We start from the raw sequence: 24,096 nt of genomic DNA on the forward strand, positions 1-24,096 counted from the left end.
GGCGCACGCGGCGCGGGGTGCTGGCCCGGCGCTGCAACCCGGCCGAGGCCGAGGTGCGCCAGCCGCTGCAGTACCGCATCGTCGCGCTCACCCAGGGACCGCCGCGTCCTGACGAGGTGCTCATCGCCGGTCCTCCTCACCACCCCGAGCGGGGTATGAGCTCAAGAATGCCCTGTTCAGGGCGGTGCAGCGGCCATTGATCGCCGGGATGTGACCGGTTGCACCCCGGGGTGCGGCCCACCGACAGGTCTCAGGCGTCAACCTCCGGCTCGTCGGTGAGCACCGTGCGGTCGGCGACGGGCAGCCCGTCCTCCAGCCGGTAGAACGTCATCTCGGTGAGCCGGGGGGAGTAGGCGTGGATGCTCACCGCCGGTTCGTCCCGCTCGTTGCGCACGTCGTGGATCACGCCGGTGGTGACGGTGCGCAGCCCGCCCACCCCCAGCCGGTCGGCGTGCAGCCCACCGCGGCCGTCCGGGCGAACCTCGGTGATGGTGCCCTGCACCACGGTCAGCGCGGCGCTGGCCAGCCCGTGGCTGTGCAGGTCGGTGCTCTGCGTCCTGGTCCAGGTGAGCAGCCAGACGTCCACCCCGGCCGGTGACTCCAGCCGGGACCAGCAGCGCTCCCGGGTGGAGAAGCGCACCTGGTCGTGCCACCGGTGTGGCTGGGCGGCGATGCCCCGCACCAGGGTGGCCAGGCGCAGCGTGGTGGGGGTCTCGGTCGCCGCCGCAGCGGCGGGGCGGGGCAGCAGGGTGGTGGTCACGGCGTTCTCGTTCCGCTCAGGGACCCCAGAGAGCCCGAGGCAGCGTGCGTCACTCGGGGGTCCGCGCTTGCTCCGACACCTCGCCGGAGCCTGGTCCTCACCCGGGGCACCCCACCGCGGAGGAGGGTTGCCGGCCAGCGAGCCGGGGCTTGACGCTGGCACTCATGACCTGCCACCAATAGTCGACCGGACCGGTCAACTTTGTCAAGCGGTTTCCGCCGGGCCCGCAGCGCAGAGGTCCAGGCGGGCTAGGACGACTGGTAGGCCTGGGCGACGAGCGCGGTCGCCACGTCGCGGAGCTTGCGGTTGGCATCCTGGGAGACCTTGGACAGCAGCCGGAAGGCCTCGTCGGGGCTGCACCGGCGCTCGCCCATGATGATGCCCTTGGCCTGCTCGATCACCGCGCGGGACTCCATGGCCGCCTGCATCTGCTCGGCCAGGTTCGTGGTGGCCGTGTAGAGGCTGGCGTTGCGCACGGCCACCGCGGCGTAGCCGGCGAAGTGCTCGGCCAGCTCGCGGCTGTGCTCGTCGAAGGCGCCGACCACCCGGGCGTAGATGTTCAGCGCGCCCACCGTCGTGTCCTGCACGGGCAGCGGTACCGACAGCGAGCTCAGCCCGCCGTTGCGCGCGGCGAAGGGGGTGTACTCAGGCCACCGCTGCTCTGCCTGCATGTCCGGGATGTGCAGCGTCTCTCCGGTGGTGGCCGCCTGCAGGCACGGACCCTGCCCCGTGGAGTACTGCCGCTCGTCCAGCGTGCACGCGAGCTCGCCCGTCGCGGCCGGTGTGGTGGGGTCCGACCCGTCCACCATGGTCACCGACACCTCGTCGGCGCCGGGAATCTCCTGCCGGGCCAGCTGGACCACCTGGGCGAACACCTCGTCGAGCGGCTTCTCGCCCACCACGATCCGGGTGAGCTCGTGGATCGCGGCGATGAGCTCGCGCGCGGGGCCCGGGCGGGGCACCCCCGCAGCGCCAGCCTGGTTCACGCTCGGTGCTGGACGCCCAGCGGCGCTGGGTGTGTCACTCATGGTTGTGCTCCCGTTTGCGGCCGCACAGGCGGCCATCCACGAGGATGCAGCGGGCGCGCGGCCACGGAACACCCTCAGCGACAAGGGTGGCCCGACGGCTGGACCGCGCCGGGCCCGCACAGGGCCAGACAGGTGAAACTTTAAGCGATGGTGCACGTGCTGGTCGACGAGGGTGCGGCTGGGAACCGCCTCACCCCCGCGCGGCGATGTGCTCCGGCCGTGGGGCCGGCGCGGCGAACGGCTCCACCAGGCGGTTCTGCACGCTGTTGAACACGACGAACAGGTTGGACCGCGCGTACGGGGTGATGTTGTTCGCCGAGCCGTGCATGCAATTGGAGTCGAACATCGTGGCCGAGCCCGCAGCGCCGGTGAGCAGGTTGATGCCGCCGGCCGCGGTGAGGGTGGCGAGGCTGGCGTCGTCGGGGGTGCCGACCTGGCGGCCCTGCTCGCGCAGCGAGGTGGTGAAGTGCTCCTCGGGTGTCTCGCCCACGCACGGCACGAACGTTCGGTGCGATCCCGGGATGATCATCAGGCAGCCGTTGTGCGGGAAGTTCTCCGTCAGCGCGATGGAGATGCTCGCGGCTCGCGGGGCGGGCATGCCGTCCTCGGCGTGCCAGGTCTCGAAGTCGGAGTGCCAGTAGAAGCCGCCACCGCCGTAGCCGGGCTTGTAGTTGATGCGGCTCTGGTGGACGTACACGTCGGAGCCCAGCACCTGGCGCGCCCGGCCGATCACGCGCTCGTCGGCGACCAGCGCCGCCACCGCCTGGCTCGTCCGGTGCACCTCGAACACCGAGCGCACCTCCTGGGAGGACTTCTCGATGACGGTGCGGCGGTCCTCCCGCACGGCGGGGTCGGCCGCGAACCGGACGAGCTCGGCCGCGAGGTCGGCCACCTCCTGCGGGCCGAGCAGCGCCGGGACCGCGCTGAAGCCGGTGCGGTCGTAGTCAGCCAGCCCGTCGGCGGAGAACGGGCCGGGTGCGGAGAGCCCGCCCCACACCGCGGGATCGGTCCGGACCAGCAGCTCCGGGCGCGCCGCGGTGCGGGTGGGGTAGCGGTCGAGCACGGGTTCCGAGCCAGCGGTGACGGCTGTCGACGGCGGGGAGAGGCGATCGGTCACGGCATCCTCCTTCGGCGCACGAGCCACCGCGTCCGCGGTGCGGGCATGGCCCGATCGTGCCCGCCTGCCCCACTGCCGCAAGTCGAGGTGAGTGCGGCTGGGGTGGGCGCTGGCTCAGCTGCCCGGGCCGAGGCTCTGGTGCAGGTTGTTGGCGGCGACCGCACCCATCGCGGCGGCCACCACCACCAGCTCCTCCAGCGGCGCCAGGTCGCCGGCGGCGTAGACGCCCGTGGTGGTGGTCTCCTGCCGCCGGTCGACGACGAGCCCCTCCGCGCCCACCTCGCAGCCCAGCTGCTTGGCCAGCTCGGAGAGCGGCTCGTGGCCCAGGGAGTAGAACACCGCCGCCGCCTCCAGCACGGTGCCGTCGGCCAGCTCCACTGCCTCCAGCTGCCCGTCGGCCCCGTGCAGGCGGTGGATCGCCTGCTCGTGCACCTCGATGCCGCGGGGCGCCAGCGCGGCGAGGTCCTCGGCGGAGCCGGCCAGGGTGGAGCCGTGGGTGACGATGGTGAGCGGGTCGGCGTAGGGCACCAGCTCCTGGGCGTACCCGGCGACGTGCTCCCCGTTGCCCACCACCACGATCGGCTTGCCGGTGTACTCGTAGCCGTCGCAGGCGGGGCAGTGCCAGATGCTCCTGCCCTCGTAGTCGGCGAAGCCGGGCAGGTCCGGCTGCACGTCGCGGATGCCGGTGGCCAGAACCACTCGGTCAGCGGTGACCGCCAGCTCACCGGCGGTGATGCAGAACTGGTCGCCGTCCTGGGCGGCGGTATCCACCCACGCGGTGCGCCGGGTGACGCTGGGGTACTGGTCCACCTCCGCCTCGAGCTTGTCCAGCAGCTCCCCGGGGTTGGCACCGTCGAAGCCGGGGTAGCCGTGCGCTACCTGCGCCGGCGCGTTGCGGGACGGTCCGGCCGAGAGGACCAGCGTCCGTCGGTGGAACCGGCCCAGCCACAGTGCGGCAGAGAGCCCGGCGAAGCCGCCTCCCACCACCACGGCCTCGTAGTGGGTCTCCTCACCGGTCTTCTGCTGTGGGGGGGTCATGGCGCCCAAGGATGCACTGCCCGAGCGTCCTCGGCTCGCTGGCGGGGCTCAGCAGCGCGGTGCTGCGACGAAGGCCACTGAGCCGAGCAGCGCGGCCCAGCCGTCCCACCCTGGAACCATGGCGAGCGAGGCGAGTCCGTGCTGCGGTTCTGCTACGTCTTCGCGGTCGACTCCTTCACCGACATCGACTACGAGTTCGCCCAGTCGCCTTCTCGTTGAGCGGGTTCCGGGGCGCCACCGTAGCGTTGGCCACGGGGGGAAGCTGTAGCCATCGGCACACCCCACGTCGGGTGAGTGCACCCCGGCGGCACCCTCCCTCTCTCCTGTGGAGCGCCATGGCCGCAACAGAAGCACCGCTGATCGCCATCACCATCCCCTGCCACAACGACGCCGACCTGCTCGCCAGGACGTTGGCCGGCATCGCCGGGCAGGGCCCTGCCCTGGACCGCGTCGAGGTGATCTTGGTCGACAACAACTCCGACGTCGACTCCCTCGAGCGGCTCCACCGGCAGTTCTCCAGCCGGATGCAGCTGACTCTGGTGCAGCAGCCCAAGCTGCCGCACCCGTTCGCGCTCTGCCGGGCGCGCAACCTGGCCCTCCGGCTCACCCGAGCCCAGTGGGTGCTGTCCCTGGACTCCGACTGCGTGCTGCAGGAGGGGTACCTGGTCGCGGCGCTGCAGTACGTGGCCCGGGGCGGGCAGAGCAGGATCTGCACGGGTGAGCGGGTCTTCGTCTCCTGTGCCGCGCTCAGCCCCGCCCAGATCATGCGGGACGTGAGCGTGCTGGACCTGCTGCCGACCGTGGGCAGCGTGTCCAACTACGGGCTGCCGCAGGATCGAAGGATGCCGGACATGGTGGCGCTGCCGGACGTTCCGCAGCCCTGGGCGTTCATGCACGCGGGCAACCTGTTGTACCCCGTGGCCAAGGCCCGGGAGATCGGCGGTCACGACGAGGAGTTCGACGGGGTCTGGGGCTACGAGGACGCCGACTTCGCCCACCGGATGATCACCGTTGCCGGTTGCGTGCCCGAGTACTCGCCGGACCTGCGAGTGTTCCACCAGGAGCCGGCAGACGCCGAGGTGGCCACCTACGGCTACAAGCGGGACAAGAAGACCAACCCCAACTGGCACCGCGCGTGCGAGCGCATCCCCGGCTTTCGCGAGTTCAAGGAGAACCAGTTCCGTGGCCTGGGTGCCGATGTCAGCATCTGATCCGGGGGCTGCTGCGACTCCGGTGAACCCACCTGCTGCACCGCTGCCGCACCTGGTGGCCAGCGACCTGGACGGGACGCTGCTGGGCGCTGACGGGCTGGTCAGCCCGGCGACCATCGCGGGGGTGCGCGCGCTGGCGACCTCGCAGGTCCCCTTCGTGCCGGTCACCGGACGTCCCCCGCAGTGGGTGCTGCCGGTGACCGACCAGCTCGGCATCGCCCCGCTCGCCGTCTGCGCCAACGGCGCGGTGCTCTTCGACACCGCGACGCTGCGGGTGCTGTGGAAGCGCTGCCTGGAGCCGCCGGTGCTGGCCGAGGTGGCGGAGGTGGCCCTGGCCGCGCTGCCGGGGTGCGGCCTCGCCGTCGACCGCCTGGGGCACCCCGAGCCGTCGACCCGCGACGAGGTGTGGGTTCCGCGCCGTGCCCACCACTGGCCCAGCGCGGACAACCTCGAGGTCTCCCTGGCCGAGCTCTGCGCCGAGCCGGCGGTGAAGCTGCTGGTGCGCCAGTGCGGCCTGAGCAGCCAGGACGTGGCCGAGGTGCTGGCCCCGCGGCTGCCGGAGAGCGTGGGACTGACCTACTCCACCGGCGACGGCCTGGTGGAGATCCTGCCGGCCGGGGTGAGCAAGGCAGCCGGGCTGGCGATGGTGGCCCGCTACCACGGGGTGCAGGCCCAGCGGGTGCTCGCCTTCGGCGACATGCCCAACGACGTGTCGATGCTGCGGTGGGCGGGCTGCGGCGTGGCCATGGGCAACGCCCACGCCTCGGTCCGGGCCGTGGCTGACGTGATCACCGACGCCAACACCGAGGACGGGGTGGCTCGGGTGCTGCGGCGGTGGTGGGAACCGGAACCGGTGAGCGTCGTCGAACCCGGCGACGGCCTGGCAGCGATGGTGGGCGAGACCGCCGCACCGTGACCCCGGTGGGTGGGTGGAGCTGCCGGACGGCCCCGGCCCTGCGGTCGAGTCCCCTGCGGTCGAGTCGCGGGGGGTCGGCACGGCTGGTACCTGTGGTCCATGGGTGCATCAGGGGGTGACCTCGGGTCCCGCACGTCCCACGCGGCTCGGGACGTCGAGCGGGTGGTGGTGACGGGCGGCGCCGGGTTCCTGGGCAGCCACCTGTGCGAGGAGCTGCTGCGGCGCGGCGCGGAGGTGGTCTGCCTGGACAGCTTCCTCACCGGCAGCCCCGGCAACGTCGCCCACCTCCTCGACGACCCGCGCTTCCGGCTGGTGCGCTGCGACGTCACCGACTTCGTGCACGTGCCCGGTCCGGTCGACCTGGTGCTGCACCTCGCCTCGCCCGCCTCGCCGGTGGACTACCTGACGCTGCCCATCGAGACGCTCAAGGTGGGGGCCATCGGCACGCTGCACGCTCTCGGCCTGGCCAAGGACAAGGGTGCGCGCTTTCTGCTGGCCTCCACCTCCGAGGTCTACGGCGACCCCCAGGTGCACCCCCAGCCGGAGAGCTACTGGGGCCACGTCAACCCGGTGGGCCCGCGCGGGGTGTACGACGAGGCCAAGCGCTACGCCGAGGCCATGACGGTGGCCTACCGCAGCAGCTGCGACGTGGACACCGCCATCGTGCGGATCTTCAACACCTTCGGCCCCCGGATGCGCCCGCACGACGGCCGCGCCATCCCCACCTTCATCCGCCAGGCGCTGGCCGGGCAGCCGCTGACGGTCGCCGGGGACGGCCTGCAGACCCGGTCGGTGTGCTACGTCTCCGACCTGATCGCGGGGATCCTCGCGCTGGCCGAGAGCGGACACCCCGGCCCGATGAACATCGGCAACCCCACCGAGCTGACCGTGCGGCAGATCGCCGAGGACGTGGTGGCGGCCACCGGGTCTGGCTCCACCGTCGAGCACGTCGGACGTCCGGTGGACGACCCCCAGGTGCGGCGGCCGGACACCACCCTCGCCGAGCACACCCTGGGCTGGCGCCCGGAGGTGTCCTGGCCCCAGGGCCTGGCGCGGACGGTGGAGTGGTTCAGCCAGGCCGTGCGGCAGTCGGCCTGACCGGCCCGCCCACCAGGCCGCGCACCGCCTGCAGCACCTCCGCCACGGTCACCGCGGCCAGGCGTGGGTCGAGCGCCTCGGCGTGCGGATCGCCCCAGGCGGGGACGGCAGGATCACCCGGCCACAGCACGGTGTGCAGGTGCGGGTCGACGGCCGGGCCCCAGCGGTGCGGCGGGGTGGGTCCGAACAGCAGCACCGACGGGGTGGCCAGCGCCGTGGCCAGGTGGGCCACCCCGGTGTCGCCGCACAGCACCACGCCCGCTCCGGCCACGCAGGCGGTGAGCGCCGCCAGGTCCAGCCGACCGGCGGTGCTGCGCGCACCCGGCGCCTGCTCGGCGATGCGGGCGCAGAGCCCGGCCTCGGCGCGGCTGCCGGTGAGCACCACCTGGTAGCCCTGGGAGAGCAGTGCACGCGCCACCGGGGCCCAGCGCTCCACCGGCCAGCGGCGTGAGCCCGAGGCCGCGCCGGGGTGCACCACCACGGTGTCCGGCGAGCGGGTGGCGCCGGCGGGGTGGCTCAGGCGCAGGTCCTCCGGCCCGCAGTCCCCACCGGCGCTGCGCACCAGCCGGCACCAGCGGAGCACCTCGTGCTCGTCGGCCCGCCACGCGGGCCCGAGGTGGTCGGCGGCGGGGCAGCCGAAGGCGATGAGCTGCTGCGGGCGCAGGGCCTGCAGCAGTCGGTGGCTCTGCGGGCCGTGGCCGTGCAGGTTCACCGCCACCGGGACAGGGCCCTCCCAGTGCAGCGGCGCCAGCCCTGCGGTGGGCAGCACCGCGTCCACCACGCCGCGGCGGTGCAGCCAGGCACCGACGGGCTCGGGGGCGGCGAGCACCAGGCGGTGGGCGGGAAACGCCCGGCGCAGCCCGCGCAGCGCGGGAACCCCGGTGAGGGCGTCGCCGAGGCCGAGGGCCCGCAGCGCGAGCACCGTCGGGGTCACGGCCAGGACGGCTCGGTGGACGTGGCCACCACCAGCTCGCGGACCTCCGAGCCCACCGGTTGCCGCAGGGCCATCACCACGGTGGCCGCGGTGTGCGCCGGGTCGTTGAGCACGGCGTCCGGACCCGGCCGGTACTGCTCGGTGCGGCCGTCGAAGAACGCGGTGCTCATGCCGCCGGGGATCAGCAGGGTGACCCCGACCGTGCCGGCCAGCTCGGTGGCCAGCGCCCGGGTGAAGCCGACCACGCCGAACTTGGAGGCGCAGTAGGCGGTGGCGTCGCCGACGGCCTTGATCCCGAGGGTGGAGGCCACCGTCACCACGGTGCCGCGGCTGGCCCGCAGGTGCGGCAGGCAGGCGCGGACCACCGCCACGGTGCCGAAGAGGTTGACCCGCACCACCCGCTCCCACGTCTCGGTGGGCACCTCGCCCAGGCCGCCGCAGGCGTCGGTGCCGGCCGCGGTGACCACGGCGGTGGGTGGGCCCACCCGCTGCACCAGCTCGGCCACGGCTGCCTCGGCGGCGGCGCTGTCGGCGAGGTCGGCCAGCACGTGCGGGACGTCGGCCTGGGGTGCGACGCGGTCGATCACCGCAGCTCGGCCGCCCTGGGCGCACACCGCCGCCACCACGGCGGCACCGAGACCGCTGGACCCGCCGGTGACGTAGACCGTGCCGAGCTCGCGCGGCGCGAGCGGAGTGGTGCCGTTGCCTGCTGCGGTCACGAAACCTCCAGGTTGGGCTGGGAGCTGGGCTGGGCGGCGAGCAGGGCGGTGGTGGAGCGCCCGTCGAGGTAGGGCAGCAGCACCACGCGTCCGCCCCAGGAGCGCACCAGGGCGGTCTCCGGCAGCGGGGTGCCGCCGTAGTCGCCGCCCTTGGCCCACACGTCCGGGCGCAGCTGCGCCAGCGCGGCCCGCGGGTCGTCCTCGGTGAACACCGCGACGGCGTCCACGCTGGCCAGCGACTGCAGCACCCGGGCCCGGTCGTCCTGGGTGACCACCGGCCGCGACGGGCCCTTGAGCCGGCGCACCGACTCGTCGGAGTTGAGCAGCACCACGAGCGCGTCCCCCAGGCGGCGCGCCGCCTCCAGGCACGCAACGTGCCCGGCGTGCACCAGGTCGAAGCAGCCGCCGGTGGCCACCACGGTCCCGCCGCGGGCGCGCACCCGGGCGACCACCTCCGCCGCGGTGGGCTGGACGGGACCCAGGCCGGCTGCGTCGGCGGCGGGCGGCTGGGGCGGGCGAGCGCGGTAGCCGGCCGCGCCGCCGGCGCGCACCCACGCGGAGGCGTCGGCGACGGCGTCCACCACCGCCTCCGAGAGCACCGCTCCGCGGGCCAGGGACAGCGCGGCCGAGGCGGCGAAGCGGTCGCCGGCCCCGCACGGGTCACCGCCGGCCACCACGGGTGCGGGGACGTACATCGGCTCGCTGGCGGACAGCGCGAGGTAGGCGCCGTCGCTGCCGGCGGTGACGCAGACGGCGCGGGCCTGCCACTGCGTCCGCAGCGCCACGGCGAGGGCATCGGGGGTGCTGGACGGGCCTGCGGAGCTGGTGGGCAGTCCTGCGCAGGCGTGGGCGGCCTCCGCGCGGTTGGGCGTGACCAGCGCGGTGCCCGGCACCGGAGCACCACCGCGCGGGTGCGGGTCCCACACCAGCGGTCGGCGGGCGGCGGCCTCGGCCAGCAGCGCACACAGGCCCGCGTGGTGGGTGGTGCCCCCGCCGTAGTCGGCCACCAGCACCACGTCCGCGCCGGCCAGCGCGGCGCGCACCAGGGACAGCGGCGGGTCGACCGGGGCGCCGGGCCCGCCGTCGTCCAGGCGCAGCAGCGACTGCCCGGCGCTGCGCACCCGGGTCTTGCGCCGGGTGCCGCCGGCGTGCGGCAGGGCCACCAGCTCCACCTCGGCCCGCAGCAGCCGGGCCAGGCGCGCACCAGCGTCGTCGGCGGCCACCGGCGCCACCAGCACCACCTCGGTGTCCGCGGCGGTGCACAGCAGGGCCGTCAGCCCGGCGCCGCCGGGACTCTCCCGCACCCCCGTGACGTCCACCACCGGCACCGGCGCGTCCGGGCACACCCGTTGCACCGTGCCCAGCAGGTCGCGGTCGAGCAGCACGTCGCCCACCACCACGATGCGCCGGCTCATGCCGAGGCCACCGGCATCGCGGCGGGGGTGCCCCGGGGCCGGGTGGGCAGGCGGGAGTCGACGGCGGCGCACAGCGCGTGCACCGCCACCAGGTGCACCTCCTGCACCGTGGAGGTGCTCGGGGCCGCCACCGCCACCGCCTCGTCGGCCAGCTCGGCCAGCGGGTTGGGACGCGGCCCGGTGAGCGCCCACACCCGCAGCCCGCCCGCGCGGGCCCGCTCGGCCGCGCAGAGCACGTTGGGGCTGGCCCCGCTGGTGGACAGCAGCAGCAGGACGTCGCCGGCCCGGCCGTGCGCCTGCACCTGGCGGGCGAAGACCTCCTCGGCGCCGTAGTCGTTGAGGATCGCGGTGAGGCTGGAGGTCTCCGCGCTCAGGCACAGCGCGGACAGCGGCTGCCGCTCGTCCACGTAGCGGCCCACCAGCTCGGCGGTGAGGTGCTGAGCCTCGGCGGCGCTGCCCCCGTTGCCGGCCACCAGCAGCCGTCCGCCGCCGGGCAGCAGCCGGGCCAGCTCGGCGCCCCACGCCTGCACCAGCGCGGCGTCGCGCTCCAGCTCGTGCAGCGCCGCTGTCAGGTCCGCCACGTGCTGGCGCACCCAGTCGCTGCTCACAGCGCCTCCGCCGGCTCGCGCTGCCCGGTGCACACGGTGGCGTAGGCATCCTCGGTCTCCGCGGCCACCCGGTCCCAGCTGTAGCGGTGCACCGCGCGGCGCCGAGCCGCGGCGCCGAGGCGCGTCCGCCGTAGCGGGTCCGCCAGCAGGGGAGTCAGCGCCGCGACCAGGGCGTCCGGCTCGCGCGGGGGCACCAGCACGCCCGTGGTGCCCGGCTGCACCGTGTCCAGCAGCCCGCCCACCGCGCTGCCCACCAGCGGCCGCCCGCATGCCATCGCCTCCAGCGGCACGATGCCGAACGGCTCGTACCAGGGCGTGGTCACCACCACGTCCGCCGAGCGCAGCAGGGCAGGCACGTCGGTGGGGGAGACCTCGCCCAGCAGGTGCACCCGCTCGGCCACCCCCAGCTGCGCGGCCAGCGCGCTGAGCCGCTGGGCCTCGGCGTGCCCGGGCAGCTGCGCCGCGGGCGGGCCACCGGCCACCAGCAGCTCCACCCCGGGCAGCTGAGCCAGGGCCCGCACCGCGGTGTCCACCCCCTTGCGCTCCACCAGCCGGCCGACGCACACCAGCCGCGGCACGCCAGCCGGACGCAGCCCCGCCGGGTCCCCCCGCCACGGGGGGCCCGCCGGGCAGAAGTGCTGCACGTCCACCCCGCACGGCACCACCCGCACCCGCTCCAGCGGCGCCCCCAGCGCGGCCAGCTCGGTCACCTCGTCGGCGCAGGTGGCCACCACGCAGTCCACCTGCTGGGCCAGCGCGGCCTCGGTGCGCACCCGCGAGCGGGGGCTGGTGTCCGCCAGCCCCTGGTGGCGGCGCTTCACCGAGCCGAGGGCGTGGAAGGTCTGCACCACCGGCACCCCCACGGCCCGCGCGGCGGCGAGCGCGGCCACGCCGGACATCCAGAAGTGCGCGTGCACCACGTCCGGGGGCGTGCGGGTCCACGCGGTGGTCAGCCACTCGCCGAACGCCGGCATGTGCTGCAGCAGCTCGTCCTTGGCCATGGCCACCGGTGGACCGGCCGGCACGTGCACCACGTCCACCCCGGCGCACAGCGTCACCCGCTCCGCCTGGGTGGCGCTGTCCCGGCGGGTGTAGACGTCCACCCGGTGCCCCCGTGCGGCCAGCGCCCGGGCCAGCGCAGCCACGTGCACGTTCTGCCCCCCGGCGTCGGTCCCACCGAGGGTGGCCAGTGGACTGGCGTGCTCGGACACCATGGCGATCTTCATCAGGCAACCTCCTGGCCGGCAACAACCCCCGCGAACACCGCGTCCCAGTCGTCGAGGAACCGCGGCAGGCCGAAGCGGCGCAGCGCGTGGCTGCGCCCGGCGGCTCCACGCTCGCGCGCCTCCTGGGGATCCCGCATCCACCGGCGCGCGGTCCGCACCAGGGTGGTGAGGTCGTTGGTCACCACCCCGGCCGCCGCCGGAACCGCTTCCGGGGCCTCGGTGGTCGCCAGCGCGAGCACCGGCTGGCCGAGGGTCATCGCCTCCACCAGGGCCAGACCCAGGCTGGTCCAGCGGTACGGGTGCAGGTAGGCGCGGTGCCGGGCCAGCTCGGCGTGCATCCGCGCCTGCGGCAGGTTCTCGTGCACCCGCCCGTGCAGCTGGGGCGCCCGCTCGAGCAGGGCGGACATGCCCATGCCGTACACCTCGACGTCGACGTCCCTGGCGACGCGCAGCAGCACGTCGGTGCCGGCCACCCGCCAGCGCCGGACCGGCTCGTTGACCACCACGCCCAGCGACGCGCGCTCGCCGGTGTAGAGCGGGCCCGGGTCCACCACGCCGTGCTCCAGCACGGTGGTGGGCGCGGCGCCGCAGTCCCACATCAGCTGGTTGAACCGGGTGACGTGCACGACGGGGATCGCGGCCTGCTCCGCCAACGGGTGGCGGCTGCCCGGCGCGGCGGCCATGGGGGCGTTGTGCTCGACGTACACCGCGGGCACGTCCACCCCGGCGCGCAGCCCCGTCCACCGCTGCAGCAGCTCCGCCTCGTGCGGGCGCTGCAGCACCACCACGTCCACGCCGTGCTCGGGCAGCCGGTCGGCGGCCACCTCCACCGCCGAGCTGGGCCAGCTCCAGGTCTGCGCCCGCCCCCGCCCGTCCGGGCCACGGTCGTCCACCAGCGGGAGCACGTACTCGTGCCCGCCCTGCACGAAGGACGTCGTCCACGACCCGTGCACGTGCCACAGCAACACCCGCACTAGCGCCCTCCCGCCACGGCTGGGGCCGGCGCACCGACCAGGGAGGTCACCGCGGCGGCCACCGCCTCCGGGGCAACCCCGCTCAGGCAGGGGTGCCCCGGCACCGGGCACTCGCGGGCCCGGCTGTCGCGGCAGGGGGCCTGCTGGTCGCCCAGCAGCACGTGCGGCACCCGCCAGGGCGCCCAGCGCTGCGCCGGCACCACCGGGGAGAACAGCGACACCACCGGCGTGCCCACTGCGGCGGCGAGGTGGGCGGGCCCGGTGTTGCCGACCACCACGCACGCCGCCCGCTGCAGCACCGCCGCCAGCTCGGCCAGGGTGGTGCGTCCGGACAGGTCGGTGGCGCCCGGTGCGGCGGCCGCGGCCAGCCCCGTCTCCGCGGGCCCGCCGGTGACCACCACGGTGCGGCCCTCGGCGCGCAGGCGGGCCACCACTGCCGCGGCGTGGCCGGCCCCGAGCGCGCGGGCGGGCACCGAGGCGCCGGGGTGCACCACCACCAGCTCACCAGCGGGCAGCAGCGCGTCCACGTGCGGCAGCGGGTGGCGCACGGCGAGGCGGTCGTCGGCCAGCGGCGCGGCGCCGGCGGCGCGGGCCAGGTCCAGCGCGGCCTGCACCTCGTGCCGGCCCGGCAGGCGCTGGTGGCGCACGTCCAGCAGCGAGCCGGGGTAGTCCGCGCTGGTCGCGGCCACCCGGCCGATGCCCGCCAGCCGCGCCAGCAGCGCCATGGGCAGCGGGCTCTGGTGGAAGGAGGTGAACACGACGGCGAGGTCGTACCCGCGCCCGGCCAGCTGCTGCACCAGTGCCTGCACCGCCGCGGCGTCCACCGCCGGCGGACGGTACCCGGTCCACGGGGCGTCGAAGACCAGCACGTCGTCCACCCCGGGGAGCAGGCGGGCGGCCGCGGGGCCGGCGGGGGAGACCAGCACGTCCAGCCGCTGCGCGCCGGCCGCCAGCGCCCGCAGGGCCGGGCCGGTGAGCAGGACGTCGCCGTCGCTGTCCAGGCGGACGGCCAGCACCCGGGTCATCGCGGGGCTCCCGGCGCCGCAGGTCCGGCCAGCAGCGTGGTGACCGCGGCGTAGAGGTCCTGCGCCACCTCGGGGGCGGCGCTCACCTCCTCGGCCAGCGTCACGGGGGTGGGCACCAGCACGGCGCGGGCCCCGGCGGCGCGGGCGGCCTGCACGTCGGCACCGATGTCGCCGATCACCGCGCACTGCGCCGGGCGCACCCCCAGCTCGCGCGCGGCCTGCAGCACCAGGCCCGGGCGGGGCTTGCGGCAGGGGCAGCCGTCCGCCGGTCCGTGCGGGCACACCTGCCAGGTGTCGAACGGGCCGAGCTCGGCGGCCACCCGGGCGTTCACCGCGTCCACCTGTTCCCGGCTGAGCAGCCCGCGGGCGATGCCGGACTGGTTGCTGATCACCCCGGTGGCCAGCCCCGCCGCGCGCACCAGGTCCAGGGCGGGTCGTGCGCTGTCCACGGTGCGCACCGCGTCGGGCTCGCCGTTGTAGGGCACGTCGTGCACCAGGGTGCCGTCCCGGTCGAAGAGCACCGCCCGCAGCGGTGGCGGCCACGGGTCCGCGCCCCGGCGGTGGCGCCACTCGCCCCGCGCCCGGTGCCACACCGCGGCGGGCGGGATCGCCACGCTGGTGGTGGCCATCCGGCGCAGCTCCGGCCACCACTGCTCCTCGCTCGGACGCGGACCGGGCGCCAGGCGTCGGCGGGCGAAGTCACCGGTGAGCCCGCCCCACAGCAGCCCGGCGCTCGCCGCCACCCGTCGGCGTCGGGACAGCAGCGCTGCGGCCGCCACCCCGCCGGCCGCGGTGGTCACCGCGTGCCAGCGCAGCCGGCCCGGCGGCGCCTGCGCGGCGGCGCGCCAGCCCCGCCCGTGCAGCCGGCGCACCAGGGCGTCGTCGGTGTTGCCGCGCTGCACCCGCAGGCTCACCCAGTCGTCGGCCGGGCGCACGGGGTGCACGGTGGTGCGTCGGCCGCGCTGCAGCACCCAACCGGCGCGCTGCACCCGCAGCGCCAGGTCGGCGTCCTCGCGGTAGGCGCGGGGAAAGCGCTCGTCGAAGCCGTGCACCTGCTCCAGCGCGCACCGCCGGTAGGCCATGTCCGCGGTGGCCCAGGCGGCGTCGCGCAGCCCGGCGGTGCCCCGCTCCCAGTCGGTGGGCCGGCGGTGGACCGGCAGCGGCACGTGCAGGCGCGCCTGGCTGCCACCCACGCTCGGCCCGGCGGCGGAGAGGTCGGCGGCCAGGTGCTGCGACCAGTCGGCGGGCAGCTCCACGTCGTCGTCCAGGAAGCACACCCACGGGGTGCTGGTCACCCGCCACCCGGCGTTGCGGGCGGCGGCGGGTCCGCGGCCGTGGCCGCGCAGCACCCGGGCGGCCCACGGCAGCGCGGCGTCCACCGTCAGCGTCAGCTCGTCCGGGGCCTCGGCCCGGTCGTCGACCACCACCACCTCGCGGGGCAGCGGCTCGTGCTGCGCGGCGAGGGTGTCCAACAGCCGCTGCAGGCTGGGTCGGCCCAGCGAGGGGATGACGACGGCGTAGTCCGGCGGGGCCAGCTCGCTGCTCGGTAGCTCACTCATCGGCACGGCCTCCCCCCGAGTGACTCCGGAACGTGGCGGCCCGGCGCACCAGGTGCGGGCCGAGGACCAGCACGTCCACCGGTGCGGAGCCGAACACCTCCAGGGCGTCGCGCGGGTCGTCCACCATGGGGCGCCCTGCGGTGTTCAGGCTGGTGTTCACCAGCACCGGCACCCCGGTGCGGGCGGCGAAGGCGCGCAGCAGCGCGGCGATGCCGGCGTTGGTGGAGCCGTCCACCGTCTGGATCCGGGCGGTGCCGTCCACGTGCACCACGGCGGGCACGCGGTCCCGCCACAGTGGACTCACGTCGTGCACGAAGAGCATGTAGGGGCTGGGCACGGGCCCGTTGCCGAAGATCTCCGCGGCCCGCTCGGTGAGCACCATGGGCGCCACCGGTCGGAACTGCTCGCGGCCCTTGACGTCGTTGAGCCGCTCCAGGTTGGCCGCGTGCATCGGGTTGGCCAGCAGCGAGCGCTGGCCCAGCGCGCGGGGGCCGTACTCGCTGCGGCCGTCGAACCAGGCCACCACCCCGTCGGCCACCAGCACGTCGGCCACCTCGCCGGCCAGGTCGTCGGGGGTGGTGAAGGGGACCTGGGCACGGCGCAGCCACGCCGCCAGGTCCGCGTCGGACCAGCCGCGGCCCAGCGCGGCCGAGGGCATCGGCGCCGGCACCTGCCCGCCGTCCGCGCTGGTCTGCAGCGCCGCGCCCAGGGCGGTGCCGGCGTCGCCGGCGGCCGGCTGCACCCACACCTGCTCGAACGGCGACTCCCGCCAGATGCGGGAGTTGGCGACGCAGTTGAGCGCGGTGCCGCCGGCCATGGTGAGGACCTGGTCGCCGGTCTGGGCGTGCACCCAGGTGGCGAGGTCGACCAGCACCTCCTCCAGCCGCTGCTGCACCGAGGCGGCCAGGTCCGCGTGCCGGGCCGCCCAGCTCTCCTCGCCGCCCCGCCGCGGGGGCGCCCACCGGTGCCAGTCCAGCTCCGGGGCCACGAATCCACCGTCGCCGGTGGCGTGCACCAGCTCGCGCAGCTCCTCGAGGTGGCGCGGGGTGCCGTGGGAGGCCAGCGCCATCACCTTGAACTCGTCGCTGGAGCGCAGGAAGCCCAGGTGCTCGGTGAGGGACTCGTACAGCAGGCCCAGGGAGTGCGGCAGCTGCTGGGCGGCGAGGACCTGCAGCGCCCCGTCGCGGTAGGTGCCGGCCAGGTGCGAGGTGCTCTCGCCCCGGCCGTCGAGCACCAGCACGCTGTTGCGCGGGTGCGGCGCGGCCAGCCCGGCGGAGGCCGCGTGCGCCACGTGGTGCGGGACGAACTGCACCTGCGCCGGGTCGAGGCCGGGCAGCGCGGTGGCGAGGAAGCTCGGGGCGCGGCGGGCGTAGTCCAGGCGCAGGTGGTCCCACGGGTCGCTGTCCACCGGCTTGGCCAGCGCCGGGTCGAAGGAGTACGCCACGGCGTCGAGGTCCTGCGGGCGCAGCCCCGCCGTCTCCAGGCACCACCGCATGCTCAGCTCGGGCAGCTCCCAGGCGGAGAACGGCACCGGGCGCTTGCCGTGCTTGCGTCGGCTGAACCGCTCCTCCTCGGCGGCCGCGACGACCTGTCCGTCGACCACCAGGGCAGCCGCCGGGTCATGAAAGATCGCGTTGACTCCCAGCACCCTCACGCGGTCAACGTTCCACAGCGGAGCAACGCTCGCACGGCGAAGCCGTCACCCTCCCCAGGAACCTGCAACATGGGCGTGACCTGCACTTTTGGGGCTTTTGCCCGCCCATGATCGGCGGTGCTCCGCCGTTCGTGGGTAGCGTTTATCGGGTGGACGGCGCACCGGGGATCCAATCAGGACAGCGGGTGGAGCAGCACCTCCTTGCCGGCCAGGTGGTGCCCGCCGAGGGCTCCCGCGCGGTGCGGGGGACCAACCCGTCCACCGGCCAGCCCGGCACGGTGCTCATTGCCGCGACGCGGGAGGAGGTGGCTGCAGCGGTGGCCACTGCGGACGTGGCGCGGGGGGTGTGGCGACGGACGCCGCCAGCCCAGCGCGCCGTGGCGCTGCAGGAGGCGGCCCGGGTGGTGCGGGCCGATGCCCAGCACCTGGGCGAGGTGCTCAGCGCCGAGACCGGCCGCCTGCTCGGCGAGGCCAGGGGCTCGGCGGAGGTGGCCGCGGACCTGCTGGCGGAGGCCGCGGTGACGGGCCTGCTGGCGGCGGGCAGGAACCTGGCGGGCGACCCGGGTGCGGTGGACGTGGTGCGGCGGGAGCCGCGCGGCGTGGTCGCCGTGCTCACCCCGTGGAACGACCCCTACCCGGCCGCTGCTGGGCTGCTCGCCGCTGCGCTCGTCATGGGCAACACGGTGGTGCACAAGCCCTCCGAGCGCAGCGCCGCGGCGGGCTGGGAGCTGGCCGTGCGGATCTCGCAGTGCCTGCCCGACGGCGTGCTCAACGTGCTCACCGGTGACGGTGCGGTGGGCGCCGCGGTGGCGGCAGACCCCCGGGTGCACGTGGTCGCCCAGGTGGGCAGCACCACGACCGGCCGGGCGATCGCCGCCACGGTCGGTGCCCGCGGCGGACGGGTGCTGCTGGAGAACGGCGGCAAGGACCCCATCCTGGTGGACGCCGGGGTGAACCCGCGCTGGGCGGCCCAGCAGATCGCCACCGGGGCCTTCACCAACGCCGGCCAGCTGTGCACCTCGGTGGAGCGGGTCTACCTGCACAGCGACGTCTCCGACGCGGTGACCAGCGCGCTGCTCGCGATCGCCGAGACGATGGTGGTCGGTGACCCGGCCGACCCGGCCAGCGACCTGGGACCGATGGTGGACGAGCGCCAGCTGCAGGTGGTCGCCGAGCAGGTGGACGCCGCGGTGGCGGCCGGCGCCCAGTGCCTGACCGGCGGCGCACGCCTGGACCGCCCGGGCAGCTGGTACCCACCGACCGTGCTCACCGGGTGCACCCCGGACATGGCCGTGCTCACCGAGGAGACCTTCGGCCCGGTGGCCGCGATCGTGGTGGTGGCCGACTTCGAGGAGGCGCTGGAGCTGGCCGAGGCCGGCGCCCACGGGCTGGCCGCCACCGTGCTCACCCCGCGGATGGACCACGCCCTGCGCGCCGCTGAGCACCTGGAGGTGGGCACGGTGAAGGTGAACGCCGTGTTCGGCGGCGCCCCGGGTGGCTCGGCCGACCCCCGTCGTGCCAGCGGTTCCGGGCCCGGGTTCGGCCCTGCCCTGCTGGGCGAGCTGAGCGCCCTCAAGGCGGTGCACCTCGAGCCGGCTCCGCCCGCCTGATGGACCCGCGCACCACGGTGGTGATGATGACCCGGGACCGGCGTGCACAGCTGCTGACCTCGCTGGCTCACCTGTCGGCGCTGCCGGAGCGCCCCCCGATCATCGTGGTGGACAACGGCTCCACCGACGGAACAGCCGCGGCGGTGCGGGCGGCACACCCCGAGGTGAGCGTGGTGGAGCCCGGGCGCAACCTGGGTGCCGGGGCGCGCAACCTCGGCGTGCAGCTGGCGAGCACGCCCTGCGTGGCCTTCAGCGACGACGACTCCTGGTGGGCGCCCGGCGCACTGGGCCGGGCGGCGGAGCACTTCGACGCCTGTCGCCGGCTGGCGGTGCTGGCGGCGCGGACCCTGGTGGGCCCGCAGCAGCGGCTGGACCCGGTCAGCGTCGCGATGGCCGCCAGCCCGCTGCCGGTGGCCGCCGACCTGCCGGGGCCGTCGGTGCTGGGCTTCGTCGCCTGCGCGGCGGTGGTGCGTCGCCGCGCGTTCCTGCAGGCCGGTGGCTTCAGCCCGGTGATCTTCTTCCTGGGGGAGGAGGCGGTGCTGGCCCAGGACCTCGCCGCGGCCGGCTGGGGCCTGTCCTACGCCGACGACGTGGTGGCGCACCACCACCCGCAGCCCGGGGCCGACCGGCGGGGCCGGCGGCAGCTGCAGGCCCGCAACGACGTGCTCTCCGCCTGGCTGCGCCGTCCGCTGCCGGTGGCGCTGCGGCACACCGCCGCTGCGCTGCGCGACGGCGACGCCCGCCCGTCCGTGCCGGAGCTGGCCCGGCGGCTGCCTGCGGCGCTGCGCACCCGCCGCCGGCTGCCGGCGGAGGTGGAGGCGCAGGTGCGGCTGCTGGAGACCAGCGGTGGGTGAGCCTCGGGTGGCGGTGGTGGTGATCACGCACGACCGCTGCACTGAGCTGCACCGGACGCTCGCCAGCCTGGCCGGGCTGCCGGAGGAGCCCGCCGTGGTGGTGGTGGACAACGGCTGCACCGACGGCACCGCCGAGATGGTGCGAACCCGCCACCCCGAGGTGACGCTGCTGAGCCCGGGCTGGAACATGGGTGCCACCGGGCGCAACCTGGGCGTCGCCACGGTGGACGCGCCCTACGTCGCCTTCTGCGACGACGACACCTGGTGGGACCCCGGTGCCCTGGCGCGGGCGGCGGACCTGCTGGAGGCGCACCCGCAGCTGGCGGTGCTCACCGCCCGCATCGTGGTGGAGCCCGGCGGCCACGACGACGCCATCTGCGACGAGCTGCGCCGCTCGCCGCTGCACCACCCCGCGGGGCTGCCCGGCCACCCGCTCCTCAGCTTCCTGGCGGGGGCGTCGGTGGTGCGCCGCTCGGCGTTCGAGGCGGCCGGAGGCTTCTCCGCCCGGCTGTGGCTCGGCGGTGAGGAGGAGCTGCTCGCCGCCGACCTGGCCACCGCCGGCTGGGCGATGGCCTACGTCCCCGAGCTGGTCTGCCACCACCACCCGTCCCGGGCGCGGGACCCGCACCTGCGGCGTCGGCACGGCATCCGCAACACCCTGTGGTTCACCTGGCTGCGCCGGCCAATGCCCAGCGCGGTGCGGCGCACGCTCTACCTGGCGCGCACGGTTCCGCGGGACCGGTTGTCGGTGGCCGGGTTCGCCGAGGCCGTGCGCGGCCTGCCGTGGGTGCTGGCCGAGCGGCGGGTGGTGGCGCCGGAGCTGGAGCAGGGCTACCGGCTGCTGGAGCAGATGCAGCGCGGCTCCACCACCCGCCGCTACGTCTCGTGAGCGAGCACCGGTGGTGAGCGCCGTGCGGGTGCTGGTGGTGGGCTGGCCCAGCCTGCTGCACGGCGAGGCCACCGCCGGCGACGTGCTCAGCATGCAGGCAGTGGGCCGGGCGCTGGCGCGGGCGGGCACCGCCCACGAGCTGGCCTGGAGCGCGGTGATGTGCCCGCCGGACGGGTTGCGCCTGGACGACGCCGACCCGGCGCGCTTCACCCACCTGGTGTTCGCCTGCGGACCGCTGGCCGGGGCGGGCCCGACGCAGCTGCACCGGCGCTTCGCCGGCCTGTGCCGCATCGCGGTGGGCGTGAGCGTCCTCGACGCCGCTGACCCCGCGGTCGCGGGGTTCGACCACGTGATCGCCAGGGACGCCCCTGGGGTGCCCGCCCAGCGCGACCTCGCTGCCCGCCACCGGTCTGCCAGCGTCCCGGTGCTCGGGGTCTACCTCACCCGGGGCCAGGCCGAGTACGGCCCGCGGCGGCGGCACCCCGCGGTGGTGGCTGCCCTGCAGGGCTGGCTCTCCACCGTGGACGCCGCGCGCCTGGACCTGGACACCCGGCTGGACCCGCGGGACTGGCGGCTGGCCGCCACCCCGGCGCAGGTCGAGACGCTGCTGCGGCGGTTGGACGCGGTGGTCACCATGCGGATGCACGGACTGGTGCTCGCGCTGAAGAACGGGGTGCCGGCACTGGCCGTGGACCCGGTGGCCGGCGGCGGCAAGGTCAGCGCGCAGGCCCACGCCTGGCAGTGGCCCGCGGTGGTGCCCGCCGAGGAGGTCGGCACGGCGAGGTTGCACGAGCAGCTGGCGTGGTGCCTGTCCGCCGCGGGGCGGACGACGGCCGCGGCGCGGGCGGCACTGCCTCCCGCCGGCGAGGACCAGCTGGCCCGGCTGCTGGCGGTGCTGCAGGGCGGTGGCGCGCCGCGCTGACCCGGCACGCGCGGGGTGGCTGTGGTCTCATCGCAGGGCGTGACTCACCAGCCCAGAGGAGCACCCCCGCCATGACGGCCCCCGGCTCATCCAGCGCGCCCACCGGCGACAGCATCACCTTCATCGGGACGGCGACCACGCTGATCCGGCTGGGTGGTTTCACCGTGCTCACCGACCCCAACTTCCTGCACCGGGGCCAGCGCGCCTACCTGGGCAAGGGCCTGTGGTCCACCCGCCTCACCGAGCCGGCGATGCAGCCGGGCGACCTGCCCGCGCTGGACGCCGTGGTCCTGTCGCACCTGCACGGCGACCACTTCGACCGGGTGGCCCGCCACCGGTTGGACAAGGCGGTGCCCATCATCACCACGCCGCAGGCCGGGCGCCGGCTGAACAGCTGGGGCTTCGTCACCACGGGCCTCACGCCCTGGGAGAGCACCGAGCTCGCGGCCCGCCCGGGCGCCGTGCACACCCACGAGACGCTGACCGTGGAGTCGCTGCCGGCCATCCACGCCCGGGGGGTGATGGGTCGGCTGCTGCCCCCGGTGATGGGCTCGCTGCTGGTGCACCGGGCGGGCGGCGAGGTGACCCGGCGGGTCTACGTCAGCGGCGACACCCTCACCGGGGACCACCTGGACGAGATCCACCGCCGCCACCCCGACATCGACGTGGCCGTGGTGCACCTGGGCGGCACCCGGGTGCTGCTGCACACCGTCACCATGGACGCCGCGCAGGGCGTGGACTTCCTGCAGCGCATCCAGCCGGACATCGCCGTGCCGGTGCACCACGACGACTACGGGGTGTTCCGCTCCCCGCTGTCGGCGTTCCTCAGCGCGGCCAGCGGCGCCGGCCTGGGCGAGCGCCTGCGCGTGCCCAGGCGCGGGGAGACCATCCCGCTGTAGCGGCTCCGGGTCAGGCGTCCATCTCGGTGTTCACCAGCGGGATCTCCTCCAGCAGCTCGCGGGCCAGGAACCCCACCCGGCCCACCCGAGCGGCCAGGCGGTCGCCGGCGGTGCCGTGCAGGTAGGTGCCCCAGCACGCCGCTTGCGCGGCGTCGGCGCCCCGGGCCAGCAGCCCGGCCACCGCGCCGGCCAGCACGTCCCCGCTGCCGGCCGTGCCCAGCCCGGAGTGCCCGGTGGGGGAGACCCACCGTCCGCCCTTGGCGTCGGCGATGCCGTTGTGCGCCGTCACCACGGCGCCGTAGGCCTCGGCCACCCGCACCGCGGTGTCCAGCGGGTCGTCCAGCTCGTCCTCCTCGCAGTGCAGCAGGAAGGCGGCCTCGGTGGTGTTGGGGGTGAGCACCAGCCGCCCGGACAGCCGCTCGGCGGTCTCCTCGGCGTCGGCCAGCACCCCGATGCCGTAGGCGTCCAGCACCACCGGCACGTCCTCGGGCAGTCGGCGCACCAGCTCGGCGAGCAGGGGCCGGGTCTCGTCCGGGTTGTCCAGGCCGGGGCCGAACAGCACCGCGTCCACCTGCTCCAGCTGGTCGGCCAGCGCCTCGGCGGCGTCGCGACGCACCGATCCTGCGTCGGTCTCCGGCAGCTCGATCACACCCAGCTCGGGCACGCTCAGCGCCAGCTGCACGGCGACCGAGCGGGCCACCGCGGCGGTGAGCACGCCGGCGCCCACCCGCAGCGCCGCGACGGAGGACAGCGCGACCGCACCGGGGGTGGTCCGTGCGCCGCCGACCACCAGCAGCCGTCCGCGGCTGTTCTTGGACCCGCCCAGCTCGGGCAGCCGCCACTCGCGCAGCAGCGCGGGGGTGACGATCTCGGGTGAGTCAGTGTGCTCGGGCGTCGTGCTCCGTCGGTTGGTCGGTCGTGGGAGTTCCGTTGTCGGTCAAGTGATCCTGGTCGTTGAAGACGTCGAGGCGCCAGGTGAGGCCGTCGGGCTCGCGCACCAGCCGGGTGACCGAGGCGTTGGCGACTCCGGAACCCTTGCCGATGGCGAGCACCTCCTCCTCGCTGAGCTGCTCGCAGATGTAGCGGATGCCCAGGATCACCATGTCGTGGGCGACCACGAGCACGCGCTGGTGCGGGGTGGTGCGCTCCAGGTCGGCCAGCCAGGTGCGCAGCCGCAGGATGACGTCCGCCCACGACTCCCCACCGGGCGGGCGGTGGTAGAACTTGCCCAGCCAGCCGCGGCGCTCAGCCTCCTCCGGGTAGCGCGCCAGCATGCCCTGGGTGGTGAGCATGTCCAGCACGCCGAGCTCGCGGTCGCGCAGCCGCTCGTCCACCCGGGTCGGCAGCTGCAGCCCGGCCTCCTCCAGCGCGGTGCTGGCGGTCTCCCGGGCACGGGCGTACGTGGACACCCAGAGCCCCTGCGGACGCTGGTCGGGATCCTGCTCGCGCAGCCACCGGCCGAAGGCCCGGGCCTGCTCCAGCCCGAGCGGCGACAGCGCCACGTCGGCGTCGCGGAGATCGACCTCGAGCCGGTCGGCCTTGGCTGCTTCTGCCTTGCGCTGCGCCAGGTTCCCGACGCTCTCCCCGTGCCGGACGAGCAGCAGCTCCAGTGTTCCCATGTTCCAGGACCGTACCGAGTT

Annotated in this window: 23 protein-coding genes and 1 riboswitch; of the genes, 8 read left to right on the forward strand and 15 right to left on the reverse strand. The window is 75.5% G+C overall.

All coding sequences use genetic code 11. The features are described 5' to 3' along the window. Positions 1-250 precede the first annotated feature (250 nt). The 4 genes from AC3YNX_RS15895 to AC3YNX_RS15910 form a co-directional block, all read right to left on the reverse strand. Positions 251-760, reverse strand: a complete 510-nt coding sequence (locus tag AC3YNX_RS15895) for a cysteine dioxygenase (protein WP_489996100.1) — start codon at positions 758-760, stop codon at positions 251-253. 58 nt (positions 761-818) lie between these two features. Next, a riboswitch (SAM riboswitch) is annotated at positions 819-930 on the reverse strand. Positions 931-1,008: 78 nt separating this feature from the next. Further along, positions 1,009-1,788: a GAF and ANTAR domain-containing protein gene (locus AC3YNX_RS15900; RefSeq protein WP_489996101.1), complete on the reverse strand. Its 780-nt coding sequence runs from the start codon at positions 1,786-1,788 to the stop codon at positions 1,009-1,011. Positions 1,789-1,978: 190 nt separating this feature from the next. Next, on the reverse strand, positions 1,979-2,905 hold the full coding sequence (thpD, locus tag AC3YNX_RS15905) for an ectoine hydroxylase (protein WP_489996102.1): 927 nt from the start codon (positions 2,903-2,905) through the stop codon (positions 1,979-1,981). 114 nt (positions 2,906-3,019) lie between these two features. Further along, positions 3,020-3,943, reverse strand: coding sequence for an NAD(P)/FAD-dependent oxidoreductase (locus AC3YNX_RS15910; RefSeq protein WP_489996103.1), 924 nt, complete (start codon positions 3,941-3,943; stop codon positions 3,020-3,022). A gap of 335 nt (positions 3,944-4,278) precedes the next feature. Between AC3YNX_RS15910 and AC3YNX_RS15915 the strand changes: the two genes are divergently transcribed. The 3 genes from AC3YNX_RS15915 to AC3YNX_RS15925 all read left to right on the forward strand — a co-directional run bounded on the left by AC3YNX_RS15915 (position 4,279) and on the right by AC3YNX_RS15925 (position 7,168). Then, positions 4,279-5,154 carry a glycosyltransferase family 2 protein gene (locus AC3YNX_RS15915; RefSeq protein ID WP_489996104.1) on the forward strand — a complete coding sequence of 292 codons (876 nt, stop codon included), beginning with the start codon at positions 4,279-4,281 and terminating at the stop codon, positions 5,152-5,154. A gap of 22 nt (positions 5,155-5,176) precedes the next feature. Beyond that, complete coding sequence (locus AC3YNX_RS15920; RefSeq protein ID WP_489996105.1) at positions 5,177-6,070, forward strand: HAD family hydrolase; 894 nt, start codon at positions 5,177-5,179, stop codon at positions 6,068-6,070. A gap of 99 nt (positions 6,071-6,169) precedes the next feature. Then, positions 6,170-7,168: a UDP-glucuronic acid decarboxylase family protein gene (locus AC3YNX_RS15925; RefSeq protein ID WP_489996106.1), complete on the forward strand. Its 999-nt coding sequence runs from the start codon at positions 6,170-6,172 to the stop codon at positions 7,166-7,168. Here the strand turns inward: AC3YNX_RS15925 and AC3YNX_RS15930 are convergent. Genes AC3YNX_RS15930 through AC3YNX_RS15970 form a run of 9 tightly spaced genes read right to left on the reverse strand, consistent with a single transcriptional unit; the run spans position 7,140 to position 17,282 of the window. Next, the gene (locus tag AC3YNX_RS15930) at positions 7,140-8,102 is read right to left on the reverse strand and encodes a glycosyltransferase family 9 protein (RefSeq protein ID WP_489996107.1); all 963 of its coding nucleotides are present in this window, start codon (positions 8,100-8,102) and stop codon (positions 7,140-7,142) included. The two genes, AC3YNX_RS15925 and AC3YNX_RS15930, sit on opposite strands and share 29 nt — an antisense overlap. Then, positions 8,099-8,821, reverse strand: a complete 723-nt coding sequence (locus AC3YNX_RS15935) for an SDR family oxidoreductase (protein ID WP_489996108.1) — start codon at positions 8,819-8,821, stop codon at positions 8,099-8,101. Before AC3YNX_RS15935 ends, AC3YNX_RS15930 begins: the two co-directional genes overlap by 4 nt. Continuing rightward, the gene (locus AC3YNX_RS15940; protein ID WP_489996109.1) at positions 8,818-10,236 is read right to left on the reverse strand and encodes a PfkB family carbohydrate kinase; all 1,419 of its coding nucleotides are present in this window, start codon (positions 10,234-10,236) and stop codon (positions 8,818-8,820) included. Before AC3YNX_RS15940 ends, AC3YNX_RS15935 begins: the two co-directional genes overlap by 4 nt. Continuing rightward, a complete protein-coding gene (locus AC3YNX_RS15945; RefSeq protein WP_489982755.1) occupies positions 10,233-10,844 on the reverse strand; it encodes a D-sedoheptulose-7-phosphate isomerase in 612 nt (203 codons plus the stop codon). Before AC3YNX_RS15945 ends, AC3YNX_RS15940 begins: the two co-directional genes overlap by 4 nt. Continuing rightward, positions 10,841-12,070: a glycosyltransferase gene (locus tag AC3YNX_RS15950; protein ID WP_489996110.1), complete on the reverse strand. Its 1,230-nt coding sequence runs from the start codon at positions 12,068-12,070 to the stop codon at positions 10,841-10,843. Before AC3YNX_RS15950 ends, AC3YNX_RS15945 begins: the two co-directional genes overlap by 4 nt. Continuing rightward, the gene (locus AC3YNX_RS15955) at positions 12,070-13,044 is read right to left on the reverse strand and encodes a glycosyltransferase (RefSeq protein ID WP_489996111.1); all 975 of its coding nucleotides are present in this window, start codon (positions 13,042-13,044) and stop codon (positions 12,070-12,072) included. The genes AC3YNX_RS15950 and AC3YNX_RS15955 overlap by 1 nt, the downstream gene beginning before the upstream one ends. Further along, a complete protein-coding gene (locus AC3YNX_RS15960; protein ID WP_489996112.1) occupies positions 13,044-14,069 on the reverse strand; it encodes a glycosyltransferase family 9 protein in 1,026 nt (341 codons plus the stop codon). Before AC3YNX_RS15960 ends, AC3YNX_RS15955 begins: the two co-directional genes overlap by 1 nt. Further along, complete coding sequence (locus AC3YNX_RS15965; protein ID WP_489996113.1) at positions 14,066-15,628, reverse strand: HAD-IIIA family hydrolase; 1,563 nt, start codon at positions 15,626-15,628, stop codon at positions 14,066-14,068. Before AC3YNX_RS15965 ends, AC3YNX_RS15960 begins: the two co-directional genes overlap by 4 nt. Next, complete coding sequence (locus AC3YNX_RS15970) at positions 15,621-17,282, reverse strand: carbamoyltransferase family protein (RefSeq protein ID WP_489996114.1); 1,662 nt, start codon at positions 17,280-17,282, stop codon at positions 15,621-15,623. The genes AC3YNX_RS15965 and AC3YNX_RS15970 overlap by 8 nt, the downstream gene beginning before the upstream one ends. 185 nt (positions 17,283-17,467) lie before the next feature. On the opposite strand from AC3YNX_RS15970, the gene AC3YNX_RS15975 reads away from it, so the two are divergent. From AC3YNX_RS15975 to AC3YNX_RS15995, 5 genes are all read left to right on the forward strand, one after another. Further along, positions 17,468-18,892, forward strand: coding sequence for an aldehyde dehydrogenase family protein (locus tag AC3YNX_RS15975; RefSeq protein WP_489996115.1), 1,425 nt, complete (start codon positions 17,468-17,470; stop codon positions 18,890-18,892). After that, positions 18,892-19,746, forward strand: a complete 855-nt coding sequence (locus AC3YNX_RS15980) for a glycosyltransferase family 2 protein (protein WP_489996116.1) — start codon at positions 18,892-18,894, stop codon at positions 19,744-19,746. Before AC3YNX_RS15975 ends, AC3YNX_RS15980 begins: the two co-directional genes overlap by 1 nt. Beyond that, complete coding sequence (locus tag AC3YNX_RS15985; RefSeq protein WP_489996117.1) at positions 19,739-20,635, forward strand: glycosyltransferase family 2 protein; 897 nt, start codon at positions 19,739-19,741, stop codon at positions 20,633-20,635. Before AC3YNX_RS15980 ends, AC3YNX_RS15985 begins: the two co-directional genes overlap by 8 nt. Before the next feature lie 13 nt (positions 20,636-20,648). Continuing rightward, positions 20,649-21,557 (forward strand): polysaccharide pyruvyl transferase family protein, encoded by a 909-nt coding sequence (locus AC3YNX_RS15990; protein WP_489996118.1) that lies wholly within the window; start codon positions 20,649-20,651, stop codon positions 21,555-21,557. A gap of 71 nt (positions 21,558-21,628) precedes the next feature. Further along, complete coding sequence (locus tag AC3YNX_RS15995) at positions 21,629-22,456, forward strand: MBL fold metallo-hydrolase (RefSeq protein ID WP_489996119.1); 828 nt, start codon at positions 21,629-21,631, stop codon at positions 22,454-22,456. Positions 22,457-22,466: 10 nt separating this feature from the next. Here AC3YNX_RS15995 and AC3YNX_RS16000 read toward each other — a convergent pair whose 3' ends face one another. Next, a complete protein-coding gene (locus AC3YNX_RS16000; RefSeq protein ID WP_489996286.1) occupies positions 22,467-23,324 on the reverse strand; it encodes an NAD(P)H-hydrate dehydratase in 858 nt (285 codons plus the stop codon). 10 nt (positions 23,325-23,334) lie between these two features. Then, positions 23,335-24,075 carry a histidine phosphatase family protein gene (locus tag AC3YNX_RS16005; RefSeq protein ID WP_127783587.1) on the reverse strand — a complete coding sequence of 247 codons (741 nt, stop codon included), beginning with the start codon at positions 24,073-24,075 and terminating at the stop codon, positions 23,335-23,337. Positions 24,076-24,096 lie beyond the last annotated feature (21 nt).

The organism is Rhodococcus sp. Z13_19A, assembly GCF_058133575.1.